Here is a 22,886-nt window from a genome sequence, read left to right on the forward strand (position 1 = left end):
GTTATGAGCGGGTATCCAGAAAGGATGCTCCCATGCCCGACTTTCTCCTCGTCGACCTGTCCCGGCTGCAGTTCGCGCTGACGGCCCTGTACCATTTCCTGTTCGTGCCGCTGACGCTGGGCCTCTCCATCCTGATCGCCATGATGGAGACCGTCTATGTCATGACCCGCCGCACCATCTGGCGCGACATGACCAAGTTCTGGGGCGTGCTGTTCGGCATCAATTTCGCCCTCGGCGTCGCCACCGGCATCACCATGGAATTCCAGTTCGGCATGAACTGGGCCTACTACTCGCACTATGTCGGCGACGTGTTCGGCGCGCCGCTCGCCATCGAGGGCCTGATGGCCTTCTTCCTGGAGGCCACCTTTGTCGGGCTGTTCTTCTTCGGCTGGGACAGGCTGTCGGCCCGCGCGCATATGATCGTGACCTGGTTGATGGCGCTTGGCACCAATTTCTCCGCGCTCTGGATCCTGATCGCCAATGGCTGGATGCAGAACCCGGTCGGCTCGGCCTTCAACCCGGACACGATGCGCATGGAGGTCACCGACTTCATGGCGGTGATCTTCAATCCGGTGGCGCAGGCGAAGTTCGTGCATACCGTTTCGGCCGGCTATGTCTGCGCCGCCACCTTCGTGCTCGGCGTTTCGGCCTGGTACATGCTGCGCGGACGCCATGTCGAACTCGCCAAGCGCTCTTTCGTCATCGCCTCGGCCTTCGGCCTGGCCTCGTCACTCTCGGTGATCGTGCTCGGCGACGAAAGCGGCTATGCGCTGACCGACAACCAGAAAATGAAGCTCGCGGCCATCGAGGCCATGTGGGAGACGGAGCCCGCGCCGGCGTCCTTCACGGCATTCGGCATTCCCAGCCAAAGCGACCGCCAGACGCATTTCGCCATCCGCATCCCTTGGGTGATGGGCATCATCGGCACGCGCTCGATCGACAGGCAGATCGCCGGCATCGACGAACTTGTCGCCCATGCCGAAATGCGCATCCGCAATGGCATCGCCGCCTATGACGCGCTGGAGAAGATCAAGGCGGATCGCACCGATACCGCCGCCCGCGCCGCCTTCGATGCCAGCTCCAGGGATCTCGGCTATGCGCTGCTGCTCAAGCGGTACCTGCCGGATCCGAGGCAGGCGAGCGAGCAGCAGATCAAGGATGCCGCCTGGTCGACCGTGCCCTACGTGCCGCTGCTCTTCTTCGGCTTCCGGCTGATGGTGGCCTGCGGTTTCGTGCTCGCCGCGCTGTTCGCGGTGTCGCTGTGGCACACGACACGGGAGACCGAGGCGCCGCGCTGGCTGTTTCGGGCCGCGCTCATCGCCATGCCGCTGCCCTGGATCGCCATCGAGGTCGGCTGGTTCGTGGCGGAGTTCGGACGCCAGCCCTGGATCATCGATGGCGTGCTGCCGACCTTCCTCGCCACGTCCGAACTTGGCGTCACCGACCTGGCGCTCACCATCTCCGGCTTCACGCTCGTCTACGGCGTGCTCGCCCTCATCGAGGTCAAGCTGATGCTGGCCGCCATCCGCAAGGGGCCCGAGATCGCCAGCGTCATCGATGACCTGCGCCCGAACGCCGACCCCGCACTGCAACCCGCAGAGTGAAAAAGGATCACGACGATGATCGACTTTCTCTTCGACTATGAAACGCTGCGCGTGATCTGGTGGATCCTGCTCGGCATCCTCCTGATCGGCTTCGCCGCGACCGACGGTTTCGACATGGGCGTGGGCGCGCTGCTGCCCTTCGTCGCCAGGACCGATGCCGAACGGCGTGTGGCGATCAACACGATCGGCCCGGTCTGGGAAGGCAACCAGGTGTGGTTCATCCTCGGCGGCGGCGCCATCTTCGCGGCGTGGCCGGCGCTCTACGCACTGAGCTTCTCCGGTTTCTACCTTGCCATGTTCCTGGTGCTCCTGGCGCTGATCCTGCGACCCGTTGCCTTCAAGTACCGCTCGAAGCGGCCCGATCCCGCCTGGCGCAGGCGCTGGGACTGGGCGCTTTTCGTGGGCGGCGCGGTGCCGGCGCTCATCTTCGGCGTTGCCCTTGGCAATACGCTGCAGGGCGTGCCGTTCCATTTCACGCCGGATCTGCGTCCCATCTATGAAGGCAGCCTGTTCGGCCTGCTCAACCCGCTCGCGCTCTATTGCGGCCTCGTCTCGGTCGCCATGCTGATAACCCACGGCGCGGCCTGGCTCGCGTTCAAGGCGGAAGGCATTGTCGAAGACCGTGCGCGTGCGATCGGCGCCAGGTCCGCTGTCATCACCTCGCTGCTCTTTGCCGGCGGTGGCGTGCTGGTCTGGCTTGGCCTGCTCGGCGGCTACCGCGTGACCTCGCCGATCGTGTGGGACGGGCCGTCCAATCCGCTGCTCAAGACGGTGTCGGCGGACAGCGGTGCCTGGCTGGCGAATTTCCATGCCCATCCGCTGCTGTGGGTCGTGCCGGCGCTCGGTGTCGTCGCACCGCTGCTGGCGGCCATCGGCTTCCGGGCCCGGCGTGAAGGCTGGACCTTCCTTGCCTCGCAGTTCGGCGTCGCGATGATCATCGCGACGGTGGGGCTTGCCATGTTCCCCATCCTTCTGCCGTCGAGCAGCAATCCCAGCCATTCGCTGACCGTGTTCGATGCCTCTTCGAGCCGCGCCACGCTGCGCAACATGCTGATCGCCACGGTGATCTTCCTGCCGCTGATCCTTGCCTACACAGGGTGGGTCTACAGCGTGCTGTGGGGCAAGGTCGGCGAGAAGAGCGTCGAGAAGGCCGGCTCGTCGGCCTACTGATTCAACCGGAGTTTTGACCATGTGGTATTTTGCCTGGATCCTCGGCCTCGGACTGGCCGCTTCCGTCGGCATCCTCAATGCGCTCTGGTATGAGCTGCGCACCGTCCGCGAGGAGCCCGCCAAGGACACCGTCGCCCTGCCCACGCCTTGAGCCCGCCGTGATGGAGGAGGCATCATGAGCGAGTCTTATCTCGGGCCGCTGCGCGGGCCGGCGGACATGAAGCGGGCGCATGTGCGGATGCTTGCGCTCTGTCACATGCTTGAAGGTATCGCCGACGACCTGCCGTCGCGCGTCGACCGCTTCCAGTGCCTTGCCGTGGCGGCCGATCTGTTGCCGGTGCTGCGAGAGTGCCATCGCTTCGAGGAAGAGACCGTCTTCCCCGCCTTCGCGCGGCTCCAGGGTGGGGAAGACATCGTCGCGCGGCTCAAGATGGAGCATCTGGAGGACGACTGCGCGGCGGCTGATCTCAGTGAGGTCCTGCTTGCGCATGGCCACGGGAGGCCTATCGAGAACCCCGAGGCGCTCGGCTACATGCTGCGCGCGCTGTTCGAATCCATGCGGCGCCATATCGCCTTCGAGCGCGACCATGTGCTGCCGGGGATTCTCGGGCAGCGCTGAGCGCTTCATCGCATCGCGTTCGGGCGGCGATCAGTCCCCGGAACGCGCTGCCAGGCGCGCGAGGTCGCCGACGACAATGTGACGGTTGTTGTCGATGCGAATGACGTTGTCGCCCCGCAGCCTGGTCAATTGCCGGCTCACCGTTTCGATGGTCAGGCCGAGGAAATCCGCGATCTCGGCGCGCGACAGCGGCAGGTCGAAAGCGGCGGCGCGGTGTTCCGGGCCAGCGGCCGGATCGATGTTGCGCGCGATCATCAACAGGAAGCTCGCGATCTTCTCGGCGGCGGTCTTGCGGCCGAGCGCCACCATCCAGTCGCGCGCCTGGTCGAGTTCGCGCAATTTCTGTTCGAGCAGCCGATGCTCGAGATCGGGTTGTTCTTTCAACATCCGCTCCAGCGTCTGGCGCGGAAAAGAGCACAGCTCGACATTGGTCGCGGCTTCCGCGGTCAATGTGCTCTCGGCCTGGAACGGCCTGCCCAGGAAATCAGGAGCGAACTGCAGACCGACGATCTGCTGGCGGCCGTCGGACAGCGTCTTGGTAAGCTTCACGGCACCGGAAAGAACGTTCGAGAACCGGTCGACGCTTCCGGCGTCGCTCATCAATTCCTTGCCGGTCTCCGCCTTGTGCCGTTTCGTCGACCTGGACAGGACGACAAGCTGATCGGGGGTGAGGGCGCCGCAAATGCCGCGATGCCGCGCTTCGCATGAAACGCAGAGAACAGGAATGCCCTTCGTATGAATGTCTTCGCGCACGATGGTACATCTATAGTGTTACCAGCCGGCAGCGGCAACGCATGGGCAAGGACTTTAGCGACGGCGCATATGCGCTATCGAAAGGACCCAGCTGCATAAATCCAGCTTATCATCATCCCCAGTTTTTGAAGACGTTACAGGGGCTTTCGCCGCCTGTAGCCTCGACGATGGTTCTTTGAAAATGCCAGGGATTTGGTGGATCGATGCAGACACATGCGCGGGTGGTGATTGTTGGCGGCGGGTGCGTCGGCGCGGGCATCCTTTACGGCCTGGCAAAGCGCGGCTGGACCGACGTCGCGCTGCTCGAACGCACGCAACTGACGGCCGGCTCGACCTGGCATGCGGCGGGCCTCGTCCCATCCTACGCCCGCAACATCAATATCGGCCGGATGATCAACAAGACCATCGAGATCTATGAAGGGCTGGAGGCCGAGACCGGGCAGCCTGTCGGATGGCACAAATGCGGCCAGCTGCGCATCGCCAATTCCAGGGACCGGCTCGACGAATACAAGAGCTATATGAGCGTCGCCGACGTTCAGGGCATGCGGGCGCATCTGCTGTCGCCGGCGGAGGCGAGGGCGCTGTGCCCGCTTCTCGACAACAAGCATATGCTCGGTGCGCTCTATCATCCCGATGACGGCCATATCGCGCCGGCCGACGTGACCCATGCCATGGCCAAGGGCGCGCGGGATCTGGGCGCCAAGATCTACCTGAACACGGAGGTCACCGGCTTTCAGCGGACCGCGGGCGGCGAATGGCGGGTCCAGACGAACAAAGGCGACATCACCTGCGAGCATGTGGTCTGCGCGACCGGCAATTACGCGCGCCAGACCGGCGCGCTGCTCGGCCTCGAGATCCCCGCCATCCCGATCCTGCACCAGTACTGGATCACCGAGCCGGTGCCGGAGGTCGTGGAGCGCAAAAAGCAGGGACGGGCGGAAATGCCGATCCTGCGCGACGAAGGTTTTGAGGGCTATCTGCGCGAGGAGGGCGACGGCTTCATGTTCGGGCCCTATGAGCGGACCGAACACCTCAAGCTATTTGCCGAGGATGGCGTTCCCGCCTGGTTCGGCGCCGACCTCGTCGAAGAGGATTTCGAGGCGGTGTCATGGAACTGGGAGCAGGCAACGCAACTTGTGCCGTCACTGGGACGCGCCGGCATCAAGGCCAATGTCCGCGGCCCCTTCCAGATGACGGCGGACGAGCTTCCGCTGATGGGCCCGGCCTGGGGCTTGCCCAATGTGTGGCTGGCCGAGGGCGTGCCGGGCGGCATCCTGTGGGGCGGCACGATCGGTTACTATCTGTCGGAGCGGATCGTCGAGGGCGGCAACAGCCTCGACACCTCGGACTTGGATCCTCGCCGCTTCGGCGACTACACCAACAAGGCCTGGACGCGCGAGAAAGTCCGCGAGGCCTGGGGCACGCATGCGGAGCAGAAATATCCCGGACAGGACATGCCTGCCGCCCGGCCGCAGAAGACAGCGCCATCCTATGCGCGGCTGAGCGAGTTGGGCGCGGTCTGGGGCGTGCTCAACGGCTGGGAGATGCCCAACTGGTTCGCGCCCAAGGGCGTCGAGACCAAGGACCAGTATAGCTGGCGCTGGACCGCCAAGGGCGTTTTCGTCGGCGAGGAAGTGCAGGCCGTGCGCAATGCCGTCGGCCTGGTCGAGATGACGCCGATGACCAAGTTCGAGGTCTCGGGACCAAACGCGGCCGCCTGGCTCGACGGGATCCTTGCCAACCGCCTGCCAGCAGTCGGCAGGGCTGTCCTGGCGCATCACCTCACCCCTGCGGGCGGGGTGCAGGCGGAATACATGGTGGCGCGCCTCACGGACGACGGCTTCTATCTCATCTCGACGCCGCGCGCGGAGCGCTGGAATTTCGACGATCTCTCAAAGCTGCTGCCCGCCGACGGCGGTGTCAGCCTGAAGAACGTCACCAATGAGCGCGGCTGCTTCACGGTCGTCGGGCCGAAGGCGCGAGATGTGCTGCAGGCGCTCACCGAGATCGACCTGTCGAACGCCGCCTTTCCTTGGTTCGGCGTGAAGACCGGCAGCGTGGCGCTTGCCAGCGACGTGCGGATGCTGCGCGTCAACTACGAAGGCGAGCTCGGATGGGAGCTCTATCATCCCATGGCCTACCAGCGGCAATTGCTCGATGCGATCCTGAGTGAGGGCGAGAAACACGGCATGCGGCTCGTCGGGCTGCATGCGCTGGAATCGCTGCGGCTGGAGAAATCCTACCGCGCCATGTACCGCGACATGAATCCCGAGCTCAACGCGCTGGAGAGCGGGCTAGAGCGGTTTATCCGCCTCGACAAGGGCGATTTCGTCGGCCGCGAGGCGGTGCTGAAATACAAGGATCGTAACGACCAGCGCCGATCGGTGACGCTCAGAATAGAGACCGACGGCGCCAGCACGCTTGCCAACGAGGGCCTCTACATCGACGGCGATCTCGTTGGGCGCATCACATCGGGCGGCTATGGCTATACGCTCGGGCATGATGTTGCGCTGGCGCTGTTGCCCGAGCGCCTCGGCAAGCCCGGCACCAAGCTCGACGTGGCGATCCTGGGCGAATGGAAGGTCGCCGAGGTGATCGCGGACTCGCCCTACGACCCCAACTCGGCCAGGGCGCGCAGTTGATCGGCAAGGGCTGAGCGAAGATGCGCATCGACCGGATCAACGTCTACACGGCGCAGTTGCCCGTCAAGGGCGGCGCCTACCGGATGGCCAGCGACGACGTAAAGTCGCTGGACAGTACCCTGGTCGAGATCGTGACGGATGACGGCCTGACCGGCTGGGGAGAGACCTGTCCGATCGGGCCGGTCTACCAGCCGCATCACGCGCTCGGCGCCCGCGCCGCGATCGCCGAAATTGCCCCAGGTCTGATCGGTGCGGAGATTGCCTCGATCAGGCTTCTGGCGAAGCGGATGGATGAGCGCCTGAACGGGCACGGCTACGCCAAGGCCGCGTTCGACATGGCCTTTCTCGACCTCCTCGGCCAGAAGCTCGGCGTGCCGGTGTCGACGCTTCTGGGCGGTGCGCTCACGGATCGCGTGCCGGCCTACTATTCGCTGATCGTCGGCCCGCCCGATGAAACGGCCAGGATCGCGGCCGACAAGGTGAGGGCAGGCTATCCGCGTCTGCAGGTCAAGATTTCCGGGCGTAATCTCGAAGAGGACGTGGCCACTGTCCACAAGGTCTGGGAAGCGGTCGGCTACAAGGCGCGCATCGCGGTGGACGGCAACAGAGGCCTGACGGCGGCCGCGGCAATCCACCTCGACAGGCTCTGCCAGGCGATCCCGTTCGTCCTCGAACAGCCCTGCAACACGATGGACGAGGTCGCGACGCTGAAGGGCCGCGTGACACATCCGGTCTATCTCGACGAGAGCACCGAGGACCAGAACGCGGTGCTGCGGGCGATCTCGCTGGGCATTGCGGATGGTTTCGGCTTCAAGGTTACCCGCCTTGGCGGCCTCACCAAGATGACGACCGTGCGCGACCTTTGCGCCATCCGCTCGCTGCCGCACAGCTGCGACGATGCCTGGGGAGGCGACATCATCGCGGCGGCCTGCGTCCATCTCGCGGCGACCGTCGAGCCGCGCCGCATGGAAGGCGCATGGATCGCCCAGGAGTATATCGATGGGCATTTCGACCCTGGCAATCCGGTCGTCATTCGCGAAGGGCATATCGCCGTGCCGCAGCGGCCGGGCCTCGGCGTGAAGCCCGAGCCCGGCATGTTCGGCCAGCCGATCGCCACATACGGAGCCTGACCAGGGGGCGGTTGCCGCTGCCGACATGGCTCGCATTCAGCCGATCTTGCTTGTTGACTCCGGTCTGTCTACCTTCTAGTAGGTAGACATCATCAACCAGCATTGGACAAACAAGCATGCCTTCTCAAAAAACCGACACCCTCGCTCAAGCTTCGAACACATGGCTCAAAAGTTATTATTTTGTGCGGTTCGCCGTCTCCGCGGCATGGGTCGCACTGGCCTTCACCGTCGCCAGGACCATGCCGCCGCTGGCCGCGATCATGCTGGTAGCGTATCCCGCCTGGGACGCCCTGGCGAACTTCCTCGATGCCCAGCGCACGGGCGGGCTGAGCCGCAACAAGTCACAGTTGCTGAACTTTGTCATCAGCGCGCTTACCACCCTGGCGGCCGCTGTCGCGCTCACCAGGAGCATGAACACAGTGCTCGCGGTCTATGGCGTCTGGGCCGTGCTGTCCGGCGTATTTCAACTGATTACCGCGGTGCGGCGCTGGAAGACCAATGGCGCGCAATGGGCGATGATCCTGAGCGGCGCCCAATCGGCGTTGGCGGGCCTCTTTTTCGTCAAGATGGCCGGGGGCATTGAAGATATCGGCATCACGAATGTCGCACCCTATGCCGCGTTTGGCGCATTCTACTTCCTGGTGTCGGCGGTATGGCTGACGGTCAGCGACATCCTTCGCAAGTCACCGCGAACCGCCAGCTAAGGTGCGCCCTTGAAGGAGCCGTTCGACATCCTGCCCTGCTTTTCCCACTGACCGGTCATGCGCCGTCTTCATGAGAGGCGGCGCATTTCCTGTCGAAAGGATTGGCGCGCCCTTGGCCCGCCAATCGGACAAATCTTGCAAGGGTCGGCAAAATTTCCTACCTCGACCTATTGGAAGGTAGACAATGAACATCGCACTCAGTGACACCGCGGGCAAGTTGGTTGGCGGAGCCGCCCAGCTCATCATGCGTGTTGGCTACAACGGCTTCAGCTATGCTGATCTGTCGGAGCGCTTTGGCATCCGCAAGGCCAGCATTCACCATCACTTTCCGTCGAAAGTCGATCTGGTGGTGGCCGTTGTCGAACAAGCGCGTGCCGGTATCCGGGCTCAGCTCGCGGCGCTGGACGAAGGCTCGCCGGTCGCGATGGATCAGCTGCGGTTCTACACCGGGTATTGGGAACGCTGTATCAAGGACCAGTCCGCTCCCTTTTGCCTGGCTGCCGTGCTGGCCGCCGAATTGCCGGGTCTACCCGAAGAGGTGGCGCTTTCCGTTCGCGGCCATTTCACCGATCTCGGCAGATGGCTGGAGCGGTTGTTCGAACTCGGTGTGGAGCAGGGGGCGGTGCGTCTCGAGGCATCCCCCGACGTCGAGGCACAAGCATTCATGGCGACCGTATACGGGGCCATGCTTGCGGCCCGGGCGTTTGATGATCCGGAACGCTTCGACGTGATTGTGGAAACGCTTTTTCGTCGCATCCGCGCGTGACGGCTGGCGCCAAGGGCTTCGAGCCGCTGGGCAGTCATGCGCCATTTCGTTGCCTGCAAGGCGCGCCGCGCCTCAAGCCGTACCGTTCTTGGCCGACTTCGCCAGTTCCTGTTCCAGGTCCACCAGTTCCTTGCCGCCGGCCATCAGGTTGAGCAGCTGGTCGCGGTTGATTTCGCCCTTGGCGTAGGTGCCGGTGCTCCGGCCACGCTTCAAGAGCGTGAAGCGGTCGCCCACGACATAGGCGTGATGGACGTTGTGGGAAATGAAGATGACGCCGATGCCGCGCGCCTTGGACTGCACGATGAGCTTCAGGACCACGGATGCCTGATGGACCCCCAGCGCCGATGTCGGCTCGTCGAGGATCAGCACCTTGGCGCCGAAATAGACGGCACGCGCAATGGCCAGGCATTGCCGTTCGCCGCCCGACAGCGTGCCGACGGGCTGTTCGGGATCGCGCAGCTGGATCCCCATGGCCGACATCTCGTCATAGGCCGTGCGGTTGGCGAAGTCGGAGTCGAACTGGCTGATCGGCCCGAACTTGCGCATCGGTTCGCGCCCGAGGAAGAAGTTGCGCGCCACGCTCATCAGCGGCACCAGCGCCAGGTCCTGGTAGACCGTTGCGATGCCGCTGTCGCGCGTATCGGCGGGCGAGGCGAACCGTGTCGGCTTGCCCTGGACGCGGATCTCGCCTTCGTCCGGCGTGTAGACGCCTGACAGCGTCTTGATCAGCGTCGACTTGCCGGCGCCATTGTCGCCGAGCAGGCAATGCACCTCGCCGGGGCAGACATCGAAGGACACGTCCTTGAGTGCCACGACCGAGCCGAAATATTTGCTGACCGATTTCAGTTCGACATAGGGCTCGGCCATCACCGGCTCCTCATGGCGCGGTTGCGCACATAGCTGTTGAACAGCACCGCGATGACCATCATGGCGCCCATGAACAGCTTGAACCAGTCCGTATCGATGCCGGTGTAGAAGATGCCCATCTGTACCACGCCGAAGATCAGGGCGCCGAACATGGCGCCGATGGCCGATCCATAGCCGCCGGTGAGCAGCGTGCCGCCGATGACGACGGCGATGATGGCCTCGAACTCCTTCTGCGTGCCGCGCAGCGTGTCGGCCGAGCCCGTGACCAGCACCTGGATCGCCGCGAACAGGGCCGCCGCGAGTGCCGTCATGACGAACAGCGTGATCTTGGTGCGCGCCACAGGCACGCCGAGATTGCGCGCGGCATTGGCTTCCCCGCCGGCGGCGAAGATCCAGTTGCCGAAGCGGCTGCGCGTCAAGAGCCAGGTGCAGGCCAGTGTCAGCACGATCCACCACACGATCGACACCGGAATGCCTGATATCGAGGGCAGGCCGTCGGCCCGCTTGCCGATCAGGCCGATGTCGGAAAGCCAGGCGATCAGACCGGAGAACACCTGTCCCGAGAACAGGCTGTTGAGCGGATCGTGCAACGCCAGCTCATGCACTCCGGAGACCTGGGTTCGGCCTGAGATGCCGCGCGTGAGGCCAAGCGTGAGGCCGCGCAGCATGAACAGGCTGCCGAGCGTCACGATGAAGGAGGGCAGGCCGGTCCTGACGACGGCGAGCCCGTTTAGCGCGCCGATGCCGCCGCAGACGGCGAAGGTGAACAGCAGCGAAAGCCAGATCGGCCAGCCCCAGAACACCGAAGGGATGGCGATGAGGATGCCGGCAAAGCCGATCATCGAGCCGACCGACAGGTCGAACTCGCCGGCGATCATCAGCAGGGCCACGGGTGCGGCGAGAATGCCAAGCTGGGCCGAGACTTCGAGGAAGTTGACGATGCCCTTGGCACTGAAAAGTCCCGAGCTTCCCGCCGTGACGGCGAAGAACACGAAGACCAGCACGGTACCGGCCGCCGCGCCAAGTTCCGGCCTGCTCAACAGGCGGCTCAGGCGTGACACGGACCGGACCCGCTCGTCGCGAATCTCTGAAACCATGACTGCTTTACCTCAAGAATGCGACGGCCGGAGCGAAGCCCCGGCCGCCAGTGTCAGCGCTTGCCGAGTTTCGACAGCTCGATAACCGAGGCGGCGGTGTCCTTGGTGACGAAGCCGGGGCCGGTCGGATAGTCGGCGATCGGCATGATCTTGTACTTCTTCCAGAGGTCGAACATCGCGACCGGGATATAGCCCATGGCATATTGCTGGGCGTCGATGCCCCATTCCATCTTGCCGGCGACGACGGCCTGCAGGATCGTGGGCGAGAGATCGAACGTGCCGGTCTTCACCTTGCCCGAGAGGCCCATTTCATCAAGGGCGGCCAGTGTCGGTTCGGCACCGCTGGCGCCGACGGCGAGGATAAACTGTGTGTCGGCATGAGCGGTCATGTAGGCGATCACGCGGTTCTTCATTTCGGTCGGGTCGATGACGCCGTTCATCACCGGAACGTCGACGCCCAGACCCTTGGCAAAGCCGGCGCAGCGATCGTCAAGGCTCGAATTGCCGACCTCGTGGTTGGCGCAGACCGCCTTGGTGAGGCCGAGCGCCTTGATGCGCTCGCCGGCCATGACGCCCGCCTGGAATTCATCCTGCCCCATGAACAGCAAGCCGCCAAGGTCATGGGTCAGCTTCGAGCCGCCGGAATCGATGACGATCACCGGGATGCCGGCGGCGACCGCGTTCTTGACCGGCGTCGAAAGGGCGGCCGCATCGGGGATCGAGACAACCATGCCGTCAGGCTTCGAGGCCGTGATGGCGTCGATCATCTGCGCCATCTTGGCCATGTCGAAGGTTTCAGGCGCCAGGTATTCGGCCTTGACGCCCAGGGTCTTGGCGGCATCGTCCATGCCGTTCTTGACCACCGACCAGTAGGGATCGCCGCTCTGGCCATGGGTGACGAACACCACGCGCGTCTCGTCGGCGGCCGCTAGGGTCGTGGCCGCCGCCATCATCGTGAAGCCGGCCATCAGGCCGAGCGCAGGCTTTATTAATTTCGCAAGCGAAAACATAGAACCTCCTGTTTGTTTTCCGCCGCCGCAATTACGGTCGACGGTTCCAGTTGCCCCTTTATTCCAGTTCCATTCCTCAGCACTGGTTCCCTGGGGGCCGCACGCGGCCCCAATCATTCGATGACGGTAAATCCGGCTCCCTTCGCCATGCGCGACAGGTTCTGGAAGCCCATTGTCGCATAAGTCAGCGGATTGGCCTTGCTGGGATCCTGCTCAGCCTCGACGACCAGCCAGCCGCTGTAATCATTGTCGGCCAGCACGCGCAAAATGGCGGGATAGTCGATGAAGCCGTCGCCGGGAACGGTGAAGATCCCTTCCATGACCGCATCCATGAAACTCATGTCCTCGGCGCGGGCTCGATCAAGCACGGGTTTGCGTGCGTCCTTGCAATGCACATGCACGATGCGTTTGACATGGGCCTTGACCAGGGCCAGCGGGTCGCCGCCCGAAAAGATGGAATGGCCGGTGTCGTAGAGCAGGCCGACCGCTTGCCCGGTGTGGCGCATCAACAGGCCGACCTCGGCATCGGTCTCGACGATGGTTCCCATGTGGTGGTGAAAGGCCATGCGCACGCCGAAATCCGACATTCTTTCAGCAAGTACAGTCAGCTTGCGGCCATAGGCCGGCCATTCGTCCGGGCTGAGCGCAGGGCGCTGCGAGATCGGCCCCCAGATGGCGTTGTGGCGCCCGCGCGAGGTGTCGGCATAGACGACATGGGTGGCGCCCATGTCCTTCAAAAGCTGGAGATGCGGCGTGATGGCATCCATCTCCGCGCCGACATCCTTCTCGTCGCAGCGGCCATCATACCAGCCGGAAATCACCGCAAGGCCATGGCGCTGCATGATCGGCTTCAGATCGGCCGACTGGCGCGGAAACTTCCCGCCAAGCTCGGTGCCGGAATAGCCGGCCTGCCTGGTTTCGGCGAGACACACTTCCAGCGGCGTGTCGCCGCCGAGTTCCGGCACGTCGTCATTGGTCCAGGTGATCGGATTGATGCCGATGCGAACCTTCACGGGCGAACTCCTGATTGCTTCGACTGGGCAAGGTGATGGCGGGCGAGGCCGGCCAGCAGCGTCATGTCGCGGCGGGCATGCTCGGCGGTGTTGCGCACGGGCGTGCCTTCGACGATCGCAGACCAGAAGCCTTTCAACTCCTCGACGAACGCCTCCTGGTAGCCGCTGCGGATGTCCGCGCTGGAAAGCGTATGCCCGCTGCCGGTGCGAACCGTCAGCCGCGTCGGCTGGTGGTTGAGATAGGGCGAGGGGAATTCCAATTCGAGCGAGGCGTCGTCGAAGTAGAGCGTGATGCGCTCGCGATAATCGGGCAGCCTCGGAACGGCGACATGCGCCATGGTCCACAGCGCCTGGCCGTCGAGCAGCCGGACAGTGCCCTGGCCGCCTTCGCCTCTGGCGAAAAGCGAGGCGCCGACAATTTCGCCGTCGGCGACGCCGAGCGCATCGAGCAGCCCATGGACGGCGTTCACGTCATGGACGATCGAGGAACAATAGGCGCCGACAAAGCCGCGAAAGGCGTCGGGATCACTGATGCCGGGCACCGCGCGGTCCACCTGCTCACGCTGCCTGGCTTCGGTCGAGGCAACCAACCCCTCCGCGACGTCGTCACCCCGGCAAGTGGAGGTGTGCCGGATGAAGGGCCAGGCGTCGGGATCGTTGACCTCGACCGAAATGTAGCGAAGCGTCCGCGCCGTGCCCGGCAGCATTTTCAGCGCCGCCTCGTAGCTCGGGTCGAAACGCTTCATGTAGCCGACTTGGAGCACCTTTCCGGCGCGATCCCTGGCGGCGATCAATTCGTCGATGTCCGCGGCGCTGTAGCAAAGCGGCTTTTCGCAGAAGACATGCAGCCCCCGGGCGAAGGCGGCGAGACTCTGTTCGCGGTGCAGCGCGTCCGGCGAGGCGATGACCACGGCATCGAGCGGCATCGCGAGAAGCGCGTCGAGATCAGGGAATGTCTCGAGGCCGAATTCCTCGCCGACGAAGGCACGGACCTTGCGCGACGGATCGTAGACGCCAACGATCTTGAACTGCCGGTGCAGCTTGAGCAGGTTCGGTATGTGCTCGACCTGGGCGACACCGCCCGCCCCGATCACTCCCACTTTCATGCACTGCATCGGCCAGCCCCATCTGAATCCGAACGCTTTTTTTCTTGAGCCTAGGACGCCTTTGGTTCCATTGTTAGAACCAGATTCCATTGATTTTTGGGAACCAGATGAAGACCAGTTTTCCCATCGACGGCATTGCGCTCGATCGCGACAGTCCCACAAATCTGCACCGGCAGCTCTATGTCCAGTTGCGCGGACTGATCGAACGGCGTGTGCTGCCGAGCGGCCACGCGCTGCCCTCGACACGGGTCATGGCGCGGGACCTGAATGTGGGGCGCAACACGGTGATTGCCGCTTGCGACCAGCTCGCGCTGGAGGGCTACCTGGCCATACGGCCACGCAGGCCCTCGGTGGTCATGGACCTGCCGACCCGTTCAGTGGCGGCGGAACATGTGTCCGTCGAGGATGCCAATCCGTTATCGTTGCGCGGGCAGACGATGCTCGCCCAACCCTATCATCATGGCCGGCCGGGAATGCTCGCCTTTCATCCCGGCATGCCGGATCCGGACAATTTTCCGTTCAACACCTGGTCGAAACTGCTCAGCCGCCGCGCCAAATTCGCGCATATCGATCTTTTCGGCACCTATCACGTCAAAGGCTATCCGCCGCTTTGCGAGGCGATAGCACGCTACCTTACCGCCTCGCGGGGCGTGAAGTGCACCGCCGAGCAGATCGTGGTGACCAATGGCGCCCAGTCGGCTTTCGATCTGCTGGCCCGGTTGCTGATCGATGAGGGCGACACGGTATGGATGGAGGAGCCGGGATATTATGGCGCCGGTTCGGCCTTTGTCTCGGCCGGGGCGAAACTGGCGCCGCTGCGCGTCAGCAATGCAGGCTGGAACCTCGATCCACCGCCTGTCATTCCGCGCATGATTTTCGTGACACCCTCATGCCATCACCCGCTCGGCATGACCATGCCGATGGAACAGCGGCTCAATCTGCTGCACATGGCCGAGACCTGGCGCTCGTGGATCATCGAGGACGACTATGACGGCGAGTACCGGTTTCAGGGACAGCCTATCCCGGCGCTGCAAGGCATCGGCGCGTCAAACCGCGTGGTGTATGTCGGGACCTTCGCCAAGATCCTCTTCCCGGCCATGCGCCTCGGCTTCATGGTGGCGCCCAAGGCGATCGATCACACGATCGTCTCGGCGCTCAGCGTCAGCGGCCAGTTCGCCCCCTTGCTAACCCAGGCCGCGCTCGCGGATTTCATGAATGAGGGGCATTTCACCCGTCATCTCAGGCGCATGCGGCGCCTCTACGCGGAGAGGCGGCAGTTCTTCCTGGAAAGCGCGCAAAGGCATCTCGGGGAATGGCTGGATTTCCACACGACCGAATCCGGCATCCAGGTCGTCGGGATTTTCCGCGGAAGATGCAGCGACAGGGCGGTTGCCGAGGCAGCCCTCCAGCAAGGCATCAACGTCTCGGCGCTGTCGATCCAGTACCGTCATGGCACGGAGCAGAACGGTCTTGTCATGGGCTTCGCGGCGGCCGATGCGCAGACCACCGAAAAGACGATGCAGAAGTTTCGCGCGGTGCTGCAAAGTTATTTTTCGCGAATGAACAATCCGGGTTAAGCCACTGGGATTATTCGATTTTTCAAGATGGAATCGTGCTGTTGGGCGATGCTAGCCCGGATTTGCCATCCGTGCCCGACAGCGCACCTCGTCGATCGGCCTGCCAAGCGCGGCAAAGCGCGAGGCCGCTTCTTCAAATGCCGCCACGGCCCTGGTTTCGTTACGCTCGGCCCGGCGCTGCACGCCGCGCGCTTCCCAGACGGCAGCCACCCAGGGGCCGCCGTTCCACATGCCGGCGACCCGCTCAGCCTCGTCGAGCCGGCGGTTGACCTGTTCGATCTCGCCAGCCTCGGCCAGGGCCATCGCGGCCGCGGTGCGAAACGTCATCGAGCAAGGCTGGCAATTGCAGCCCGATGACAGCATGCGGTCACCTTCCCGAATGGTCTCGGCGATCCTCTGGGAGGTGGCGGCGGCGCGAACCTCGAGCCCTTTCAGGCTGATCAGCAGGTGCGGCGCCAGCCAGGAAGAATGGGCAAGGGTGGTGGCGCGGTGGATCAACCGGCCCGCCTGCCATTTCTGGCGGCGGGCAAGCGCGAGTTCCGTCAGGCGCTGGAGCGCCAGTACTCGGCCGGCCACGGCTCCCACCTGCGCGTAGAGTCTTTCGGCCTCCGTCAACATGCGTTCGGCCTCGGCCAACTGGCCCGAGAAGAGCGCTGCTTCGCCCAGCACGAGCGAGGCGAGGCCGCGCCCGGCGACCGAGCCGGCGCCCTCGGCCACCGACAGGAGTTCTCGGGCGGAGGCGGCGATGTCGTGGTGGCCCTTGGCACTGCAGAGGCAGAATTCGGCCAGGCACAGATGCCCGTCAAAAACGTTGGAGACGAAGGCTGGCTTGGAGCGGACCCATTCGATGAACTCCGCCCTGAACAGTTCGCGCCACTGGCCCTGCATGTGGGCCACTAGGCCGATCAGGGCGCTGGCCTCGCCAACCTCGCGGGCCAACCCCGCGCCCATGGCCAGTTCGCGGGTTTCCCGGCCAACCTGGCCGGCCCTGGCGAAGTCGCCGCTTTGCAGGTGCAGCAGGCCCCAGGCCAGCGAGGCGCGGATGCGGTCGCTCAGGCCGACAGGGTCGATAGAGGGCACGGCAAGCGCCTTTTCGTAGAGCTTCACAGTCTGCGCGCCGGGGCCGACGCCGAGGTCGATCCGCAGGCACTCGCTCAGCTGATTGAACAGCCTGATCGCTTCGGCCCGGTTGCCGGCGTCGAGCGCCGCCTGCATCAGGGCGCATTGCGCCTGCTCGTCGGCCGGGTCCAGCCCGATCAGGCGCTGCCAGAGCTTGCCGGCCCGCAGCACCTCGGCATAGCGCTGACGCAGGGCCTGGCGGGGCGTTTCGAACCAGTCGACATAGGGATCGTCCGGCAGCAGGTCTCCCAAATAGAGATCGGCGGCAGCTTCGCAGGCGGCGGGATCTTCGCCGCGCAAGGCAAGCCTGGCGGCGGCCTCGAATGCATCGACATCGATTTCGAGATCGCCAGCGGGGGCGAGCGCGATGACATCGGCCGTCTGCTCGATGAGGTCATTGGCGCCAAGCGCGCGGCGGGCAAAATGGATGGCCTTGCGCAGGTTGGCACCCGCGGCCTCGGGATCGAGATCCGGCCAGAACGCCTCCATCACCTGTTCGCGGTGAATGCGGTGGGAGCGGGTGACGGCCAGCAGCTTCACCAGTGCCGCGCCACGGTCCCGCCGCCACGCCGTGGCCGGGATGAGCTGATCGCCCAGACTGACGCTGAAGCCGCCAAGCAATTGAATTCGGACACGCAATCGAAAGCCCCTTCCAGGATGCGAGGCCCGCACGCCCGAAATCGGCCGTCACAAGCACCTGTGGGGCGGGGAACGCTGGCGGAACATAGGTTGCCTAAGCTGCACCCGTAGTCAATTCCGACCACTCACAGGAGGATCAAATGTCTCTTCGTATCGCCGACACCGCGCCCGATTTCACCGCCGAGACCACACAGGGCCCGATCAACTTCCACGAATGGCTGGGTACATCCTGGGGAATCCTGTTTTCCCATCCCAAGGACTTTACCCCGGTCTGCACGACCGAACTCGGTTACATGGCCAAGCTGAAGCCCGAGTTCGACAAGCGTGGCGTCAAGATCATCGGGCTCTCCGTCGATCCGGTCGAACGTCATTCCGGATGGGCTGATGACATTGCCGAGACCCAGGGGCACGCGCCGAATTTCCCGATGATAGGCGACCCGATGCTGGCCGTTGCCAAGCTCTACGACATGCTGCCCGCCACGGCCGGCGACAGCGCCGAAGGGCGTACGGCGGCCGATAACCAGACGGTGCGCCATGTCTACGTCATTGGGCCCGACAAGAAGATCAAGCTGATGATCGCCTATCCGATGACCACCGGGCGAAACTTCGACGAGATCCTGCGTGTGGTCGACTCCATGCAACTGACCGCCAAGCATCGCGTCGCCACGCCGGTGAACTGGCGGCAGGGCGACGACGTGATCATCGCGGGTTCGGTTTCGAACGATGAAGCCAAGGTGCTCTATCCCGAAGGCTGGAAGCAACCCAAGCCATATATCCGTATCGTCCCGCAGCCTCGCGGCAACGCCTGAGCCTTGCTCGAGGCCCAGGCAACAGGAGGTTACCCATGAAAACCCGTATCCTTATCCTTGGCGCCGGTTTCGGCGGGCTCGAGCTCAGCACGTCCTTGTCCGAAGCTTTGGGTGACAGCATTGCTGTCACCCTGATCGACAAGTCGGATTCCTTCGTGTTCGGCTTTGCCAAGCTTGATCTGATGTTCGGCCGCGCAACCGAAGCGGCCGTGCGGCTGCCTTACGCCGACTATGCCAAGGCCGGCGTCACGTTGAAGCGCGAGACCGTCACCGCCATCGACCCGGAACGGCGGCGCGTGACGACGGACAAAGGCGTGCACGAGGCGGACATATTGGTGATCGCTCTCGGCGCCGACTATGACGTCTCGGCCACACCCGGCATCACGCTCGGCCGCAACGAATTCTACTCGGTTCCGGGCGCCGCCCACATGGCCGAGGTGCTGCCCGGTTTCACCCACGGCCATGCCGTGATCGGTGTTTGCGGCGCGCCTTACAAATGCCCGCCCGCGCCCAGCGAATGCGCCTTGATGCTGCATGACTACCTGACCGAGAGGGGCGTCCGGGGCGACTGCCAGATCACCTATGTGAACTCGATGTCGAGCCCGGTGCCGCCTTCTCCCGAAACGTCAAAGGCGCTTCTGGCCGCCTTCGCCGATCGCGGCATCACCTTCATCCCCAGCACCCGCGTGGTTTCCGTGGACGAGGGCCGCAAGGTTGTGGCGCTCGACAATGGCGGCGAACTGCCCTGCGATCTGTTCCTGGGCGTGCCCCGGAACCGCGCGCCCGATGTCGTCGTCGAGGCCGGCATCACCGAGGGCGGCTGGGTCACCATCGATCCGCGCACACTCGAAACCCGCTTTCCCGGCGTCTACGCTTTGGGGGATCTGGCCAATACGGGCGCGCCGAAGGCGGGGGTCTTCGCCGAGGGCGCCGCGCGCACCGTTGCGGCGAACCTGATCGCCAGGCTCCGCCATGAGGAACCGACGGCGAGGAACCCGGGCGCGGGATCCTGCTACATCGAGTTCGGTGCCAACCGGATCGCCAGGGTGGATGTGGATTTCTTCTCTGGTCCAAAACCCACCGGTGCTTTCTACGAACCATCGGAGGCCTTGCGGGTCGACAAGGTAAATTTCGGCTCCAGCCGCAAGGCCCGCTGGTTCGGGCATTGACCTTGGACAAAGGCGGGGACCGACCAAGGCGGATGCCGATGACTTGTCACCTCCGCCCGTCCCGTTGCTTCAGGCCATCTGCACTTCCCGTCGCGGCAGCGGCGGGAAGGCGATTGCTATGCCCGCCGCTCCGAGCCCGATCAGGGCCGAGCCGATGAACAGCCAGTGATAGCTGGCGTAGGCGTCGAATATCATGCCGCCGGCCAACGGTCCCAAGGCCATGCCGAGGCTGGACAGCATGGTGGCGGCGCCGAATACGGTGCCGAGGATGCGCTGGCCGAAATATTCGCGCGCCAGCACGGCATAGAGCGGCATGACGCCGCCATAGGTGGCGCCGAAGATGACGGCAAGCATATAGAACTGGTCGAGCTGGCTGATCGAGAGATAGGCGGCGATGACGATCGCCTGGATCGCGAGGCCGGCGACCAGCACCGGCTTGACGCCGAGCCGGTCGGCCAGCACGCCGTAGAGAAGCCTGCCACCCAGGCCGGCGAGACCCTCGACGCTGTAGATCGTGACCGCCGCCATGGGCGCGACGCCGCACAGCATGGCATAGCTCACCATATGGAAGATCGGGCCGGAATGGGCCGCGCAGCAGGCGAAAAAGGTCAGCCCGAGCACGATGAACTGCGGCGAGCGCAATGCCTGGCCGACGCTCATGCCCGCACCCTCGGCGGCGGGCGTGGAACCCGTATCGGCAACAGCGGGCTTGGGCGGCTGGCGCACCAACAGCACCGCCGGCAACAGCAGCACCCAGGCCATGATGCCGATGTCGAACATGGCGGCGCGCCATTCATAGGCCGAGATGAGCCAGCGGGCGAAGGGCGAGATCGTCATCGGGGCAACCCCCATGCCGGCCGAGACCAGCGAAACCGCGAGGCCGCGGTGGGTATCGAACCAGCCCGTGGTCAGCGCGATCATCGGCGCGAAGAAGGCGCTGGCCGCAAGTCCGACGAGGACACCGTAGGTGATCTGGAAGGTCAGGAGCGAGCCGGCGCGGCTGGCCAGCACCAGCGCCAGCCCGAGCAGCACGGCACCGATCGTCACGACGAGGCGGGCGCCGAAGCGGTCCGAAATGGCACCCCAGGCGAAGCCGCCAAGGCCCATGACCAGGAAATTGAGCGTCATGGCGCTCGAAATGCCGGCGCGCGACCACTGTGTGTCGAGTGCCATCGGTTCAAGAAAAATCGCCAGCGAAAACATCGTGCCGATGGCGACACAGGACATCAGCGCGCCTGCCGCGACGATGACCCAACGATAGGAAAGGTTCATGCAAATCTCCCATGCCAGAGCGCAGCGCCGAGCGCTGCTTGCGTCCGAAGGACGCTTCCGTCGGGGCCGATCCTACAATCTGGTTGCATTTTTTATCCAGTTTGGAATCGCGCTGTTTCCAGGCGCCCCTGCGCCTTGCGGGCACCCGTCAGATCGGCAGTTCCAGCGTGTATTTGATCGTCTGGCTGGGGACGTCGGTCTTGACGTTCTGGACGCCCTTGATGCGGCTCAGATGCTCCGACTGGAAGCGGCGGTAGTCGTCGATGCTGGCCGCCACGATGCGCACCATGGCATCGCAGTCACCCAGCATCAGATAGCATTCCATGACCTGGGGCAGTTTGGCCACTTCGGTGGCGAAATGCTCGATCGTGTCTTCGTCCTGCGCCTTCAGCCAGATGCGGGTGAAGAAGGTGAGGCCCTTGCCGATGCTGGCCGGGTTGAGCACGGCGACATAGCGGTCGATTACGCCGGCTTCCTCCAGCAGCTTGACGCGCCGCAGGCAAGGCGAGGGCGACAGGCCGACCTCGTTGGCCAGATCGTTGTTGGCCATGCGGCCGTCGCGCTGCAGCGCGCGCAGGATCCGTTTGTCGATGTCGTCGAGCTTCATGGCTCAAAATTCCATTTTATCGACTATGCGTGACATCAGATGCCAAAATTTAACGACTTACAACAATCTTCGCAACCAAATTGCGGAGAAGTGTGGGTATATTTGCCGCCGGTATCACGAGAGTTCAAACGCAGGGAAGCGGCGGCCGCGAGGCCGGCCGATGGCAAGCCATGAGCATTTCACAAGCAGTCGAAGCGGCGGGCGATGGCTCGGGGTCGGAGTTCCGCCGAGGCGTGGCGTCCTGCGCGCCGGTGCTGTTCGGCACCATTCCCTATGCTCTTGTGCTTGGCGCCCAGGCGACCCAGAAAGGACTGAGCCCGGTCGAATTGTCCATGATGACGGGGCTGAATTTCGCCGGCGGCTCGGAATTCGCGGCGATCCAGTTGTGGACGTCGCCGCCGCATATCCTGCTCATCGTCGCCATCACCTTCCTGGTCAACAGCCGGCATTTGCTGATGGGCGCGGCCCTGGCACCGTTCCTGCGCGACCTGCCGCGAAGCAAGGTGTTTCCGGCGCTGTTCTTCCTGTGCGACGAAAGCTGGGCGCTGGGCCTAGCCGACGCCAAACGGCGTGCCGCGGCGGGCATCACGCCGGCCTTCAGCTCCCGCTACTACATGGGCGCGGCCCTGGCGATGTATCTGACCTGGGTGGCCTTCACCACGCTGGGCGCCTTGCTCGGCCCGATGCTCGGCCATGTCGAGACCTATGGTTTCGACATGGCGTTTCCGGCCGTCTTCCTGGTGCTGATGCGCGGCATGTGGAAAAGTGTTTCGGCGGCGCGGCCCTGGCTGGTCAGCCTGATCGTTGCCGCCCTTGTCTATCTCTTCGTTCCCGGCGCCTGGTATGTCGCGGCGGGCGCGGTGTCGGGGCTGCTTGCTGCCTGGCTGATGGCAGGTGACGCATGATCGACATGGCAACCCTGCTCACCATCGTGCTGATGGCCGGCGTCACATATCTCACGCGGATCGGCGGCTATGTCGTGCTGCGCAACCGGGTGCTCAGCGCGCGCGCCACGGCGGTGATGGAGGCGGCACCGGGCTGCGTGCTGATCTCGGTCATCGCGCCGGCCTTCGTGTCGCGGAACCCGGCCGACCTTCTGGCGCTGGCGATCACCTTCGTCGCCGCGACGCGGTTGTCCATGCTGCCGACCGTGTTGATCGGGGTCGCTTCGGCGGGTCTGCTGCGGCATTTCATAGGCTAAACCCCCGGCAGC

General features: G+C 64.3%; 22 protein-coding genes. 13 read left to right on the forward strand and 9 right to left on the reverse strand.

Annotation, left to right across the window (positions count from 1 at the left end; all coding sequences use genetic code 11):
* Positions 1–32 precede the first annotated feature (32 nt).
* The 4 genes from MesoLj_RS13045 to MesoLj_RS13060 are packed head-to-tail and all read left to right on the forward strand — an operon-like array spanning position 33 to position 3,393.
* Positions 33–1,604, forward strand: coding sequence for a cytochrome ubiquinol oxidase subunit I (locus tag MesoLj_RS13045; protein WP_202326242.1), 1,572 nt, complete (start codon positions 33–35; stop codon positions 1,602–1,604).
* Positions 1,605–1,619: 15 nt separating this feature from the next.
* On the forward strand, positions 1,620–2,774 hold the full coding sequence (gene cydB / locus MesoLj_RS13050) for a cytochrome d ubiquinol oxidase subunit II (protein WP_202326243.1): 1,155 nt from the start codon (positions 1,620–1,622) through the stop codon (positions 2,772–2,774).
* A gap of 19 nt (positions 2,775–2,793) precedes the next feature.
* Positions 2,794–2,925 carry a cytochrome bd-I oxidase subunit CydX gene (gene cydX, locus MesoLj_RS13055; protein WP_096449042.1) on the forward strand — a complete coding sequence of 44 codons (132 nt, stop codon included), beginning with the start codon at positions 2,794–2,796 and terminating at the stop codon, positions 2,923–2,925.
* 24 nt (positions 2,926–2,949) lie between these two features.
* Positions 2,950–3,393: a hemerythrin domain-containing protein gene (locus MesoLj_RS13060; protein ID WP_244735361.1), complete on the forward strand. Its 444-nt coding sequence runs from the start codon at positions 2,950–2,952 to the stop codon at positions 3,391–3,393.
* 30 nt (positions 3,394–3,423) lie between these two features.
* Here the strand turns inward: MesoLj_RS13060 and MesoLj_RS13065 are convergent, their stop codons facing one another.
* Positions 3,424–4,146: a Crp/Fnr family transcriptional regulator gene (locus MesoLj_RS13065; RefSeq protein ID WP_342215827.1), complete on the reverse strand. Its 723-nt coding sequence runs from the start codon at positions 4,144–4,146 to the stop codon at positions 3,424–3,426.
* A 203-nt stretch (positions 4,147–4,349) separates the two neighbouring features.
* Here MesoLj_RS13065 and MesoLj_RS13070 point away from each other — a divergent pair, with 203 nt between their 5' ends.
* The 4 genes from MesoLj_RS13070 (at position 4,350) to MesoLj_RS13085 (ending at position 9,388) form a co-directional block, all read left to right on the forward strand.
* On the forward strand, positions 4,350–6,788 hold the full coding sequence (locus MesoLj_RS13070; protein ID WP_202326244.1) for a GcvT family protein: 2,439 nt from the start codon (positions 4,350–4,352) through the stop codon (positions 6,786–6,788).
* Between the two features lie 20 nt (positions 6,789–6,808).
* A complete protein-coding gene (locus MesoLj_RS13075) occupies positions 6,809–7,918 on the forward strand; it encodes a mandelate racemase/muconate lactonizing enzyme family protein (protein WP_202326245.1) in 1,110 nt (369 codons plus the stop codon).
* 116 nt (positions 7,919–8,034) lie between these two features.
* Positions 8,035–8,622 carry a DUF308 domain-containing protein gene (locus MesoLj_RS13080; RefSeq protein ID WP_202326246.1) on the forward strand — a complete coding sequence of 196 codons (588 nt, stop codon included), beginning with the start codon at positions 8,035–8,037 and terminating at the stop codon, positions 8,620–8,622.
* Positions 8,623–8,806: 184 nt separating this feature from the next.
* Positions 8,807–9,388 carry a TetR/AcrR family transcriptional regulator gene (locus MesoLj_RS13085; protein ID WP_202326247.1) on the forward strand — a complete coding sequence of 194 codons (582 nt, stop codon included), beginning with the start codon at positions 8,807–8,809 and terminating at the stop codon, positions 9,386–9,388.
* A gap of 72 nt (positions 9,389–9,460) precedes the next feature.
* On the opposite strand, the gene MesoLj_RS13090 is transcribed toward MesoLj_RS13085, so the two are convergent.
* The 5 genes from MesoLj_RS13090 to MesoLj_RS13110 form a co-directional block, all read right to left on the reverse strand.
* Positions 9,461–10,255, reverse strand: coding sequence for an ATP-binding cassette domain-containing protein (locus MesoLj_RS13090; protein ID WP_202326248.1), 795 nt, complete (start codon positions 10,253–10,255; stop codon positions 9,461–9,463).
* Positions 10,255–11,352, reverse strand: a complete 1,098-nt coding sequence (locus MesoLj_RS13095; RefSeq protein WP_056578534.1) for an ABC transporter permease — start codon at positions 11,350–11,352, stop codon at positions 10,255–10,257. Before MesoLj_RS13095 ends, MesoLj_RS13090 begins: the two co-directional genes overlap by 1 nt.
* 53 nt (positions 11,353–11,405) lie before the next feature.
* The gene (locus MesoLj_RS13100) at positions 11,406–12,362 is read right to left on the reverse strand and encodes a rhizopine catabolism ABC transporter substrate-binding protein (RefSeq protein ID WP_202326249.1); all 957 of its coding nucleotides are present in this window, start codon (positions 12,360–12,362) and stop codon (positions 11,406–11,408) included.
* 113 nt (positions 12,363–12,475) lie between these two features.
* Positions 12,476–13,375, reverse strand: a complete 900-nt coding sequence (iolE, locus tag MesoLj_RS13105; protein ID WP_202326250.1) for a myo-inosose-2 dehydratase — start codon at positions 13,373–13,375, stop codon at positions 12,476–12,478.
* Positions 13,372–14,481: a Gfo/Idh/MocA family protein gene (locus tag MesoLj_RS13110; RefSeq protein WP_244735363.1), complete on the reverse strand. Its 1,110-nt coding sequence runs from the start codon at positions 14,479–14,481 to the stop codon at positions 13,372–13,374. Before MesoLj_RS13110 ends, iolE begins: the two co-directional genes overlap by 4 nt.
* Positions 14,482–14,588: 107 nt before the next feature.
* Between MesoLj_RS13110 and mocR the strand changes: the two genes are divergently transcribed.
* Positions 14,589–16,058, forward strand: a complete 1,470-nt coding sequence (mocR, locus tag MesoLj_RS13115) for a rhizopine catabolism transcriptional regulator MocR (RefSeq protein ID WP_202326252.1) — start codon at positions 14,589–14,591, stop codon at positions 16,056–16,058.
* A gap of 51 nt (positions 16,059–16,109) precedes the next feature.
* On the opposite strand, the gene MesoLj_RS13120 is transcribed toward mocR, so the two are convergent.
* On the reverse strand, positions 16,110–17,816 hold the full coding sequence (locus tag MesoLj_RS13120; RefSeq protein WP_202326253.1) for an AfsR/SARP family transcriptional regulator: 1,707 nt from the start codon (positions 17,814–17,816) through the stop codon (positions 16,110–16,112).
* A gap of 140 nt (positions 17,817–17,956) precedes the next feature.
* Between MesoLj_RS13120 and MesoLj_RS13125 the strand changes: the two genes are divergently transcribed.
* Both MesoLj_RS13125 and MesoLj_RS13130 read left to right on the forward strand, forming a co-directional pair.
* Positions 17,957–18,625, forward strand: coding sequence for a peroxiredoxin (locus MesoLj_RS13125; RefSeq protein WP_202326254.1), 669 nt, complete (start codon positions 17,957–17,959; stop codon positions 18,623–18,625).
* 35 nt (positions 18,626–18,660) lie between these two features.
* Positions 18,661–19,794, forward strand: a complete 1,134-nt coding sequence (locus MesoLj_RS13130) for an NAD(P)/FAD-dependent oxidoreductase (RefSeq protein WP_202326255.1) — start codon at positions 18,661–18,663, stop codon at positions 19,792–19,794.
* Positions 19,795–19,863: 69 nt separating this feature from the next.
* Here MesoLj_RS13130 and MesoLj_RS13135 read toward each other — a convergent pair whose 3' ends face one another.
* The gene (locus tag MesoLj_RS13135) at positions 19,864–21,066 is read right to left on the reverse strand and encodes an MFS transporter (protein ID WP_202326256.1); all 1,203 of its coding nucleotides are present in this window, start codon (positions 21,064–21,066) and stop codon (positions 19,864–19,866) included.
* 148 nt (positions 21,067–21,214) lie between these two features.
* Positions 21,215–21,673, reverse strand: coding sequence for an Lrp/AsnC family transcriptional regulator (locus MesoLj_RS13140; RefSeq protein WP_056578518.1), 459 nt, complete (start codon positions 21,671–21,673; stop codon positions 21,215–21,217).
* Between the two features lie 170 nt (positions 21,674–21,843).
* Between MesoLj_RS13140 and MesoLj_RS13145 the strand changes: the two genes are divergently transcribed.
* Together MesoLj_RS13145 and MesoLj_RS13150 are read left to right on the forward strand one after the other, a co-directional pair.
* Complete coding sequence (locus MesoLj_RS13145) at positions 21,844–22,578, forward strand: AzlC family ABC transporter permease (RefSeq protein ID WP_202326257.1); 735 nt, start codon at positions 21,844–21,846, stop codon at positions 22,576–22,578.
* Positions 22,575–22,874, forward strand: coding sequence for an AzlD family protein (locus MesoLj_RS13150; RefSeq protein WP_140774599.1), 300 nt, complete (start codon positions 22,575–22,577; stop codon positions 22,872–22,874). Before MesoLj_RS13145 ends, MesoLj_RS13150 begins: the two co-directional genes overlap by 4 nt.
* The last annotated feature ends 12 nt before the right edge of the window (positions 22,875–22,886 follow it).

This window comes from Mesorhizobium sp. 113-3-9 (assembly GCF_016756515.1).
Classification (GTDB): Bacteria; Pseudomonadota; Alphaproteobacteria; order Rhizobiales; family Rhizobiaceae; genus Mesorhizobium.

Bases quoted from the DNA above. Each gene is read 5' to 3' on its own strand.
- MesoLj_RS13090 (WP_202326248.1), bottom strand. From the start codon at position 10,255: ATGGCCGAGCCCTATGTCGAACTGAAATCGGTCAGCAAATATTTCGGC.
- MesoLj_RS13075 (WP_202326245.1), top strand. From the start codon at position 6,809: ATGCGCATCGACCGGATCAACGTCTACACGGCGCAGTTGCCCGTCAAG.
- MesoLj_RS13150 (WP_140774599.1), top strand. From the start codon at position 22,575: ATGATCGACATGGCAACCCTGCTCACCATCGTGCTGATGGCCGGCGTC.
- MesoLj_RS13135 (WP_202326256.1), bottom strand. From the start codon at position 21,066: ATGAACCTTTCCTATCGTTGGGTCATCGTCGCGGCAGGCGCGCTGATG.
- MesoLj_RS13060 (WP_244735361.1), top strand. From the start codon at position 2,950: ATGAGCGAGTCTTATCTCGGGCCGCTGCGCGGGCCGGCGGACATGAAG.
- MesoLj_RS13045 (WP_202326242.1), top strand. From the start codon at position 33: ATGCCCGACTTTCTCCTCGTCGACCTGTCCCGGCTGCAGTTCGCGCTG.
- MesoLj_RS13140 (WP_056578518.1), bottom strand. From the start codon at position 21,673: ATGAAGCTCGACGACATCGACAAACGGATCCTGCGCGCGCTGCAGCGC.
- cydX (WP_096449042.1), top strand. From the start codon at position 2,794: ATGTGGTATTTTGCCTGGATCCTCGGCCTCGGACTGGCCGCTTCCGTC.
- MesoLj_RS13125 (WP_202326254.1), top strand. From the start codon at position 17,957: ATGTCTCTTCGTATCGCCGACACCGCGCCCGATTTCACCGCCGAGACC.
- MesoLj_RS13130 (WP_202326255.1), top strand. From the start codon at position 18,661: ATGAAAACCCGTATCCTTATCCTTGGCGCCGGTTTCGGCGGGCTCGAG.
- MesoLj_RS13070 (WP_202326244.1), top strand. From the start codon at position 4,350: ATGCAGACACATGCGCGGGTGGTGATTGTTGGCGGCGGGTGCGTCGGC.
- cydB (WP_202326243.1), top strand. From the start codon at position 1,620: ATGATCGACTTTCTCTTCGACTATGAAACGCTGCGCGTGATCTGGTGG.
- MesoLj_RS13080 (WP_202326246.1), top strand. From the start codon at position 8,035: ATGCCTTCTCAAAAAACCGACACCCTCGCTCAAGCTTCGAACACATGG.
- MesoLj_RS13110 (WP_244735363.1), bottom strand. From the start codon at position 14,481: ATGAAAGTGGGAGTGATCGGGGCGGGCGGTGTCGCCCAGGTCGAGCAC.
- MesoLj_RS13095 (WP_056578534.1), bottom strand. From the start codon at position 11,352: ATGGTTTCAGAGATTCGCGACGAGCGGGTCCGGTCCGTGTCACGCCTG.
- MesoLj_RS13100 (WP_202326249.1), bottom strand. From the start codon at position 12,362: ATGTTTTCGCTTGCGAAATTAATAAAGCCTGCGCTCGGCCTGATGGCC.
- MesoLj_RS13085 (WP_202326247.1), top strand. From the start codon at position 8,807: ATGAACATCGCACTCAGTGACACCGCGGGCAAGTTGGTTGGCGGAGCC.
- mocR (WP_202326252.1), top strand. From the start codon at position 14,589: ATGAAGACCAGTTTTCCCATCGACGGCATTGCGCTCGATCGCGACAGT.
- MesoLj_RS13145 (WP_202326257.1), top strand. From the start codon at position 21,844: ATGAGCATTTCACAAGCAGTCGAAGCGGCGGGCGATGGCTCGGGGTCG.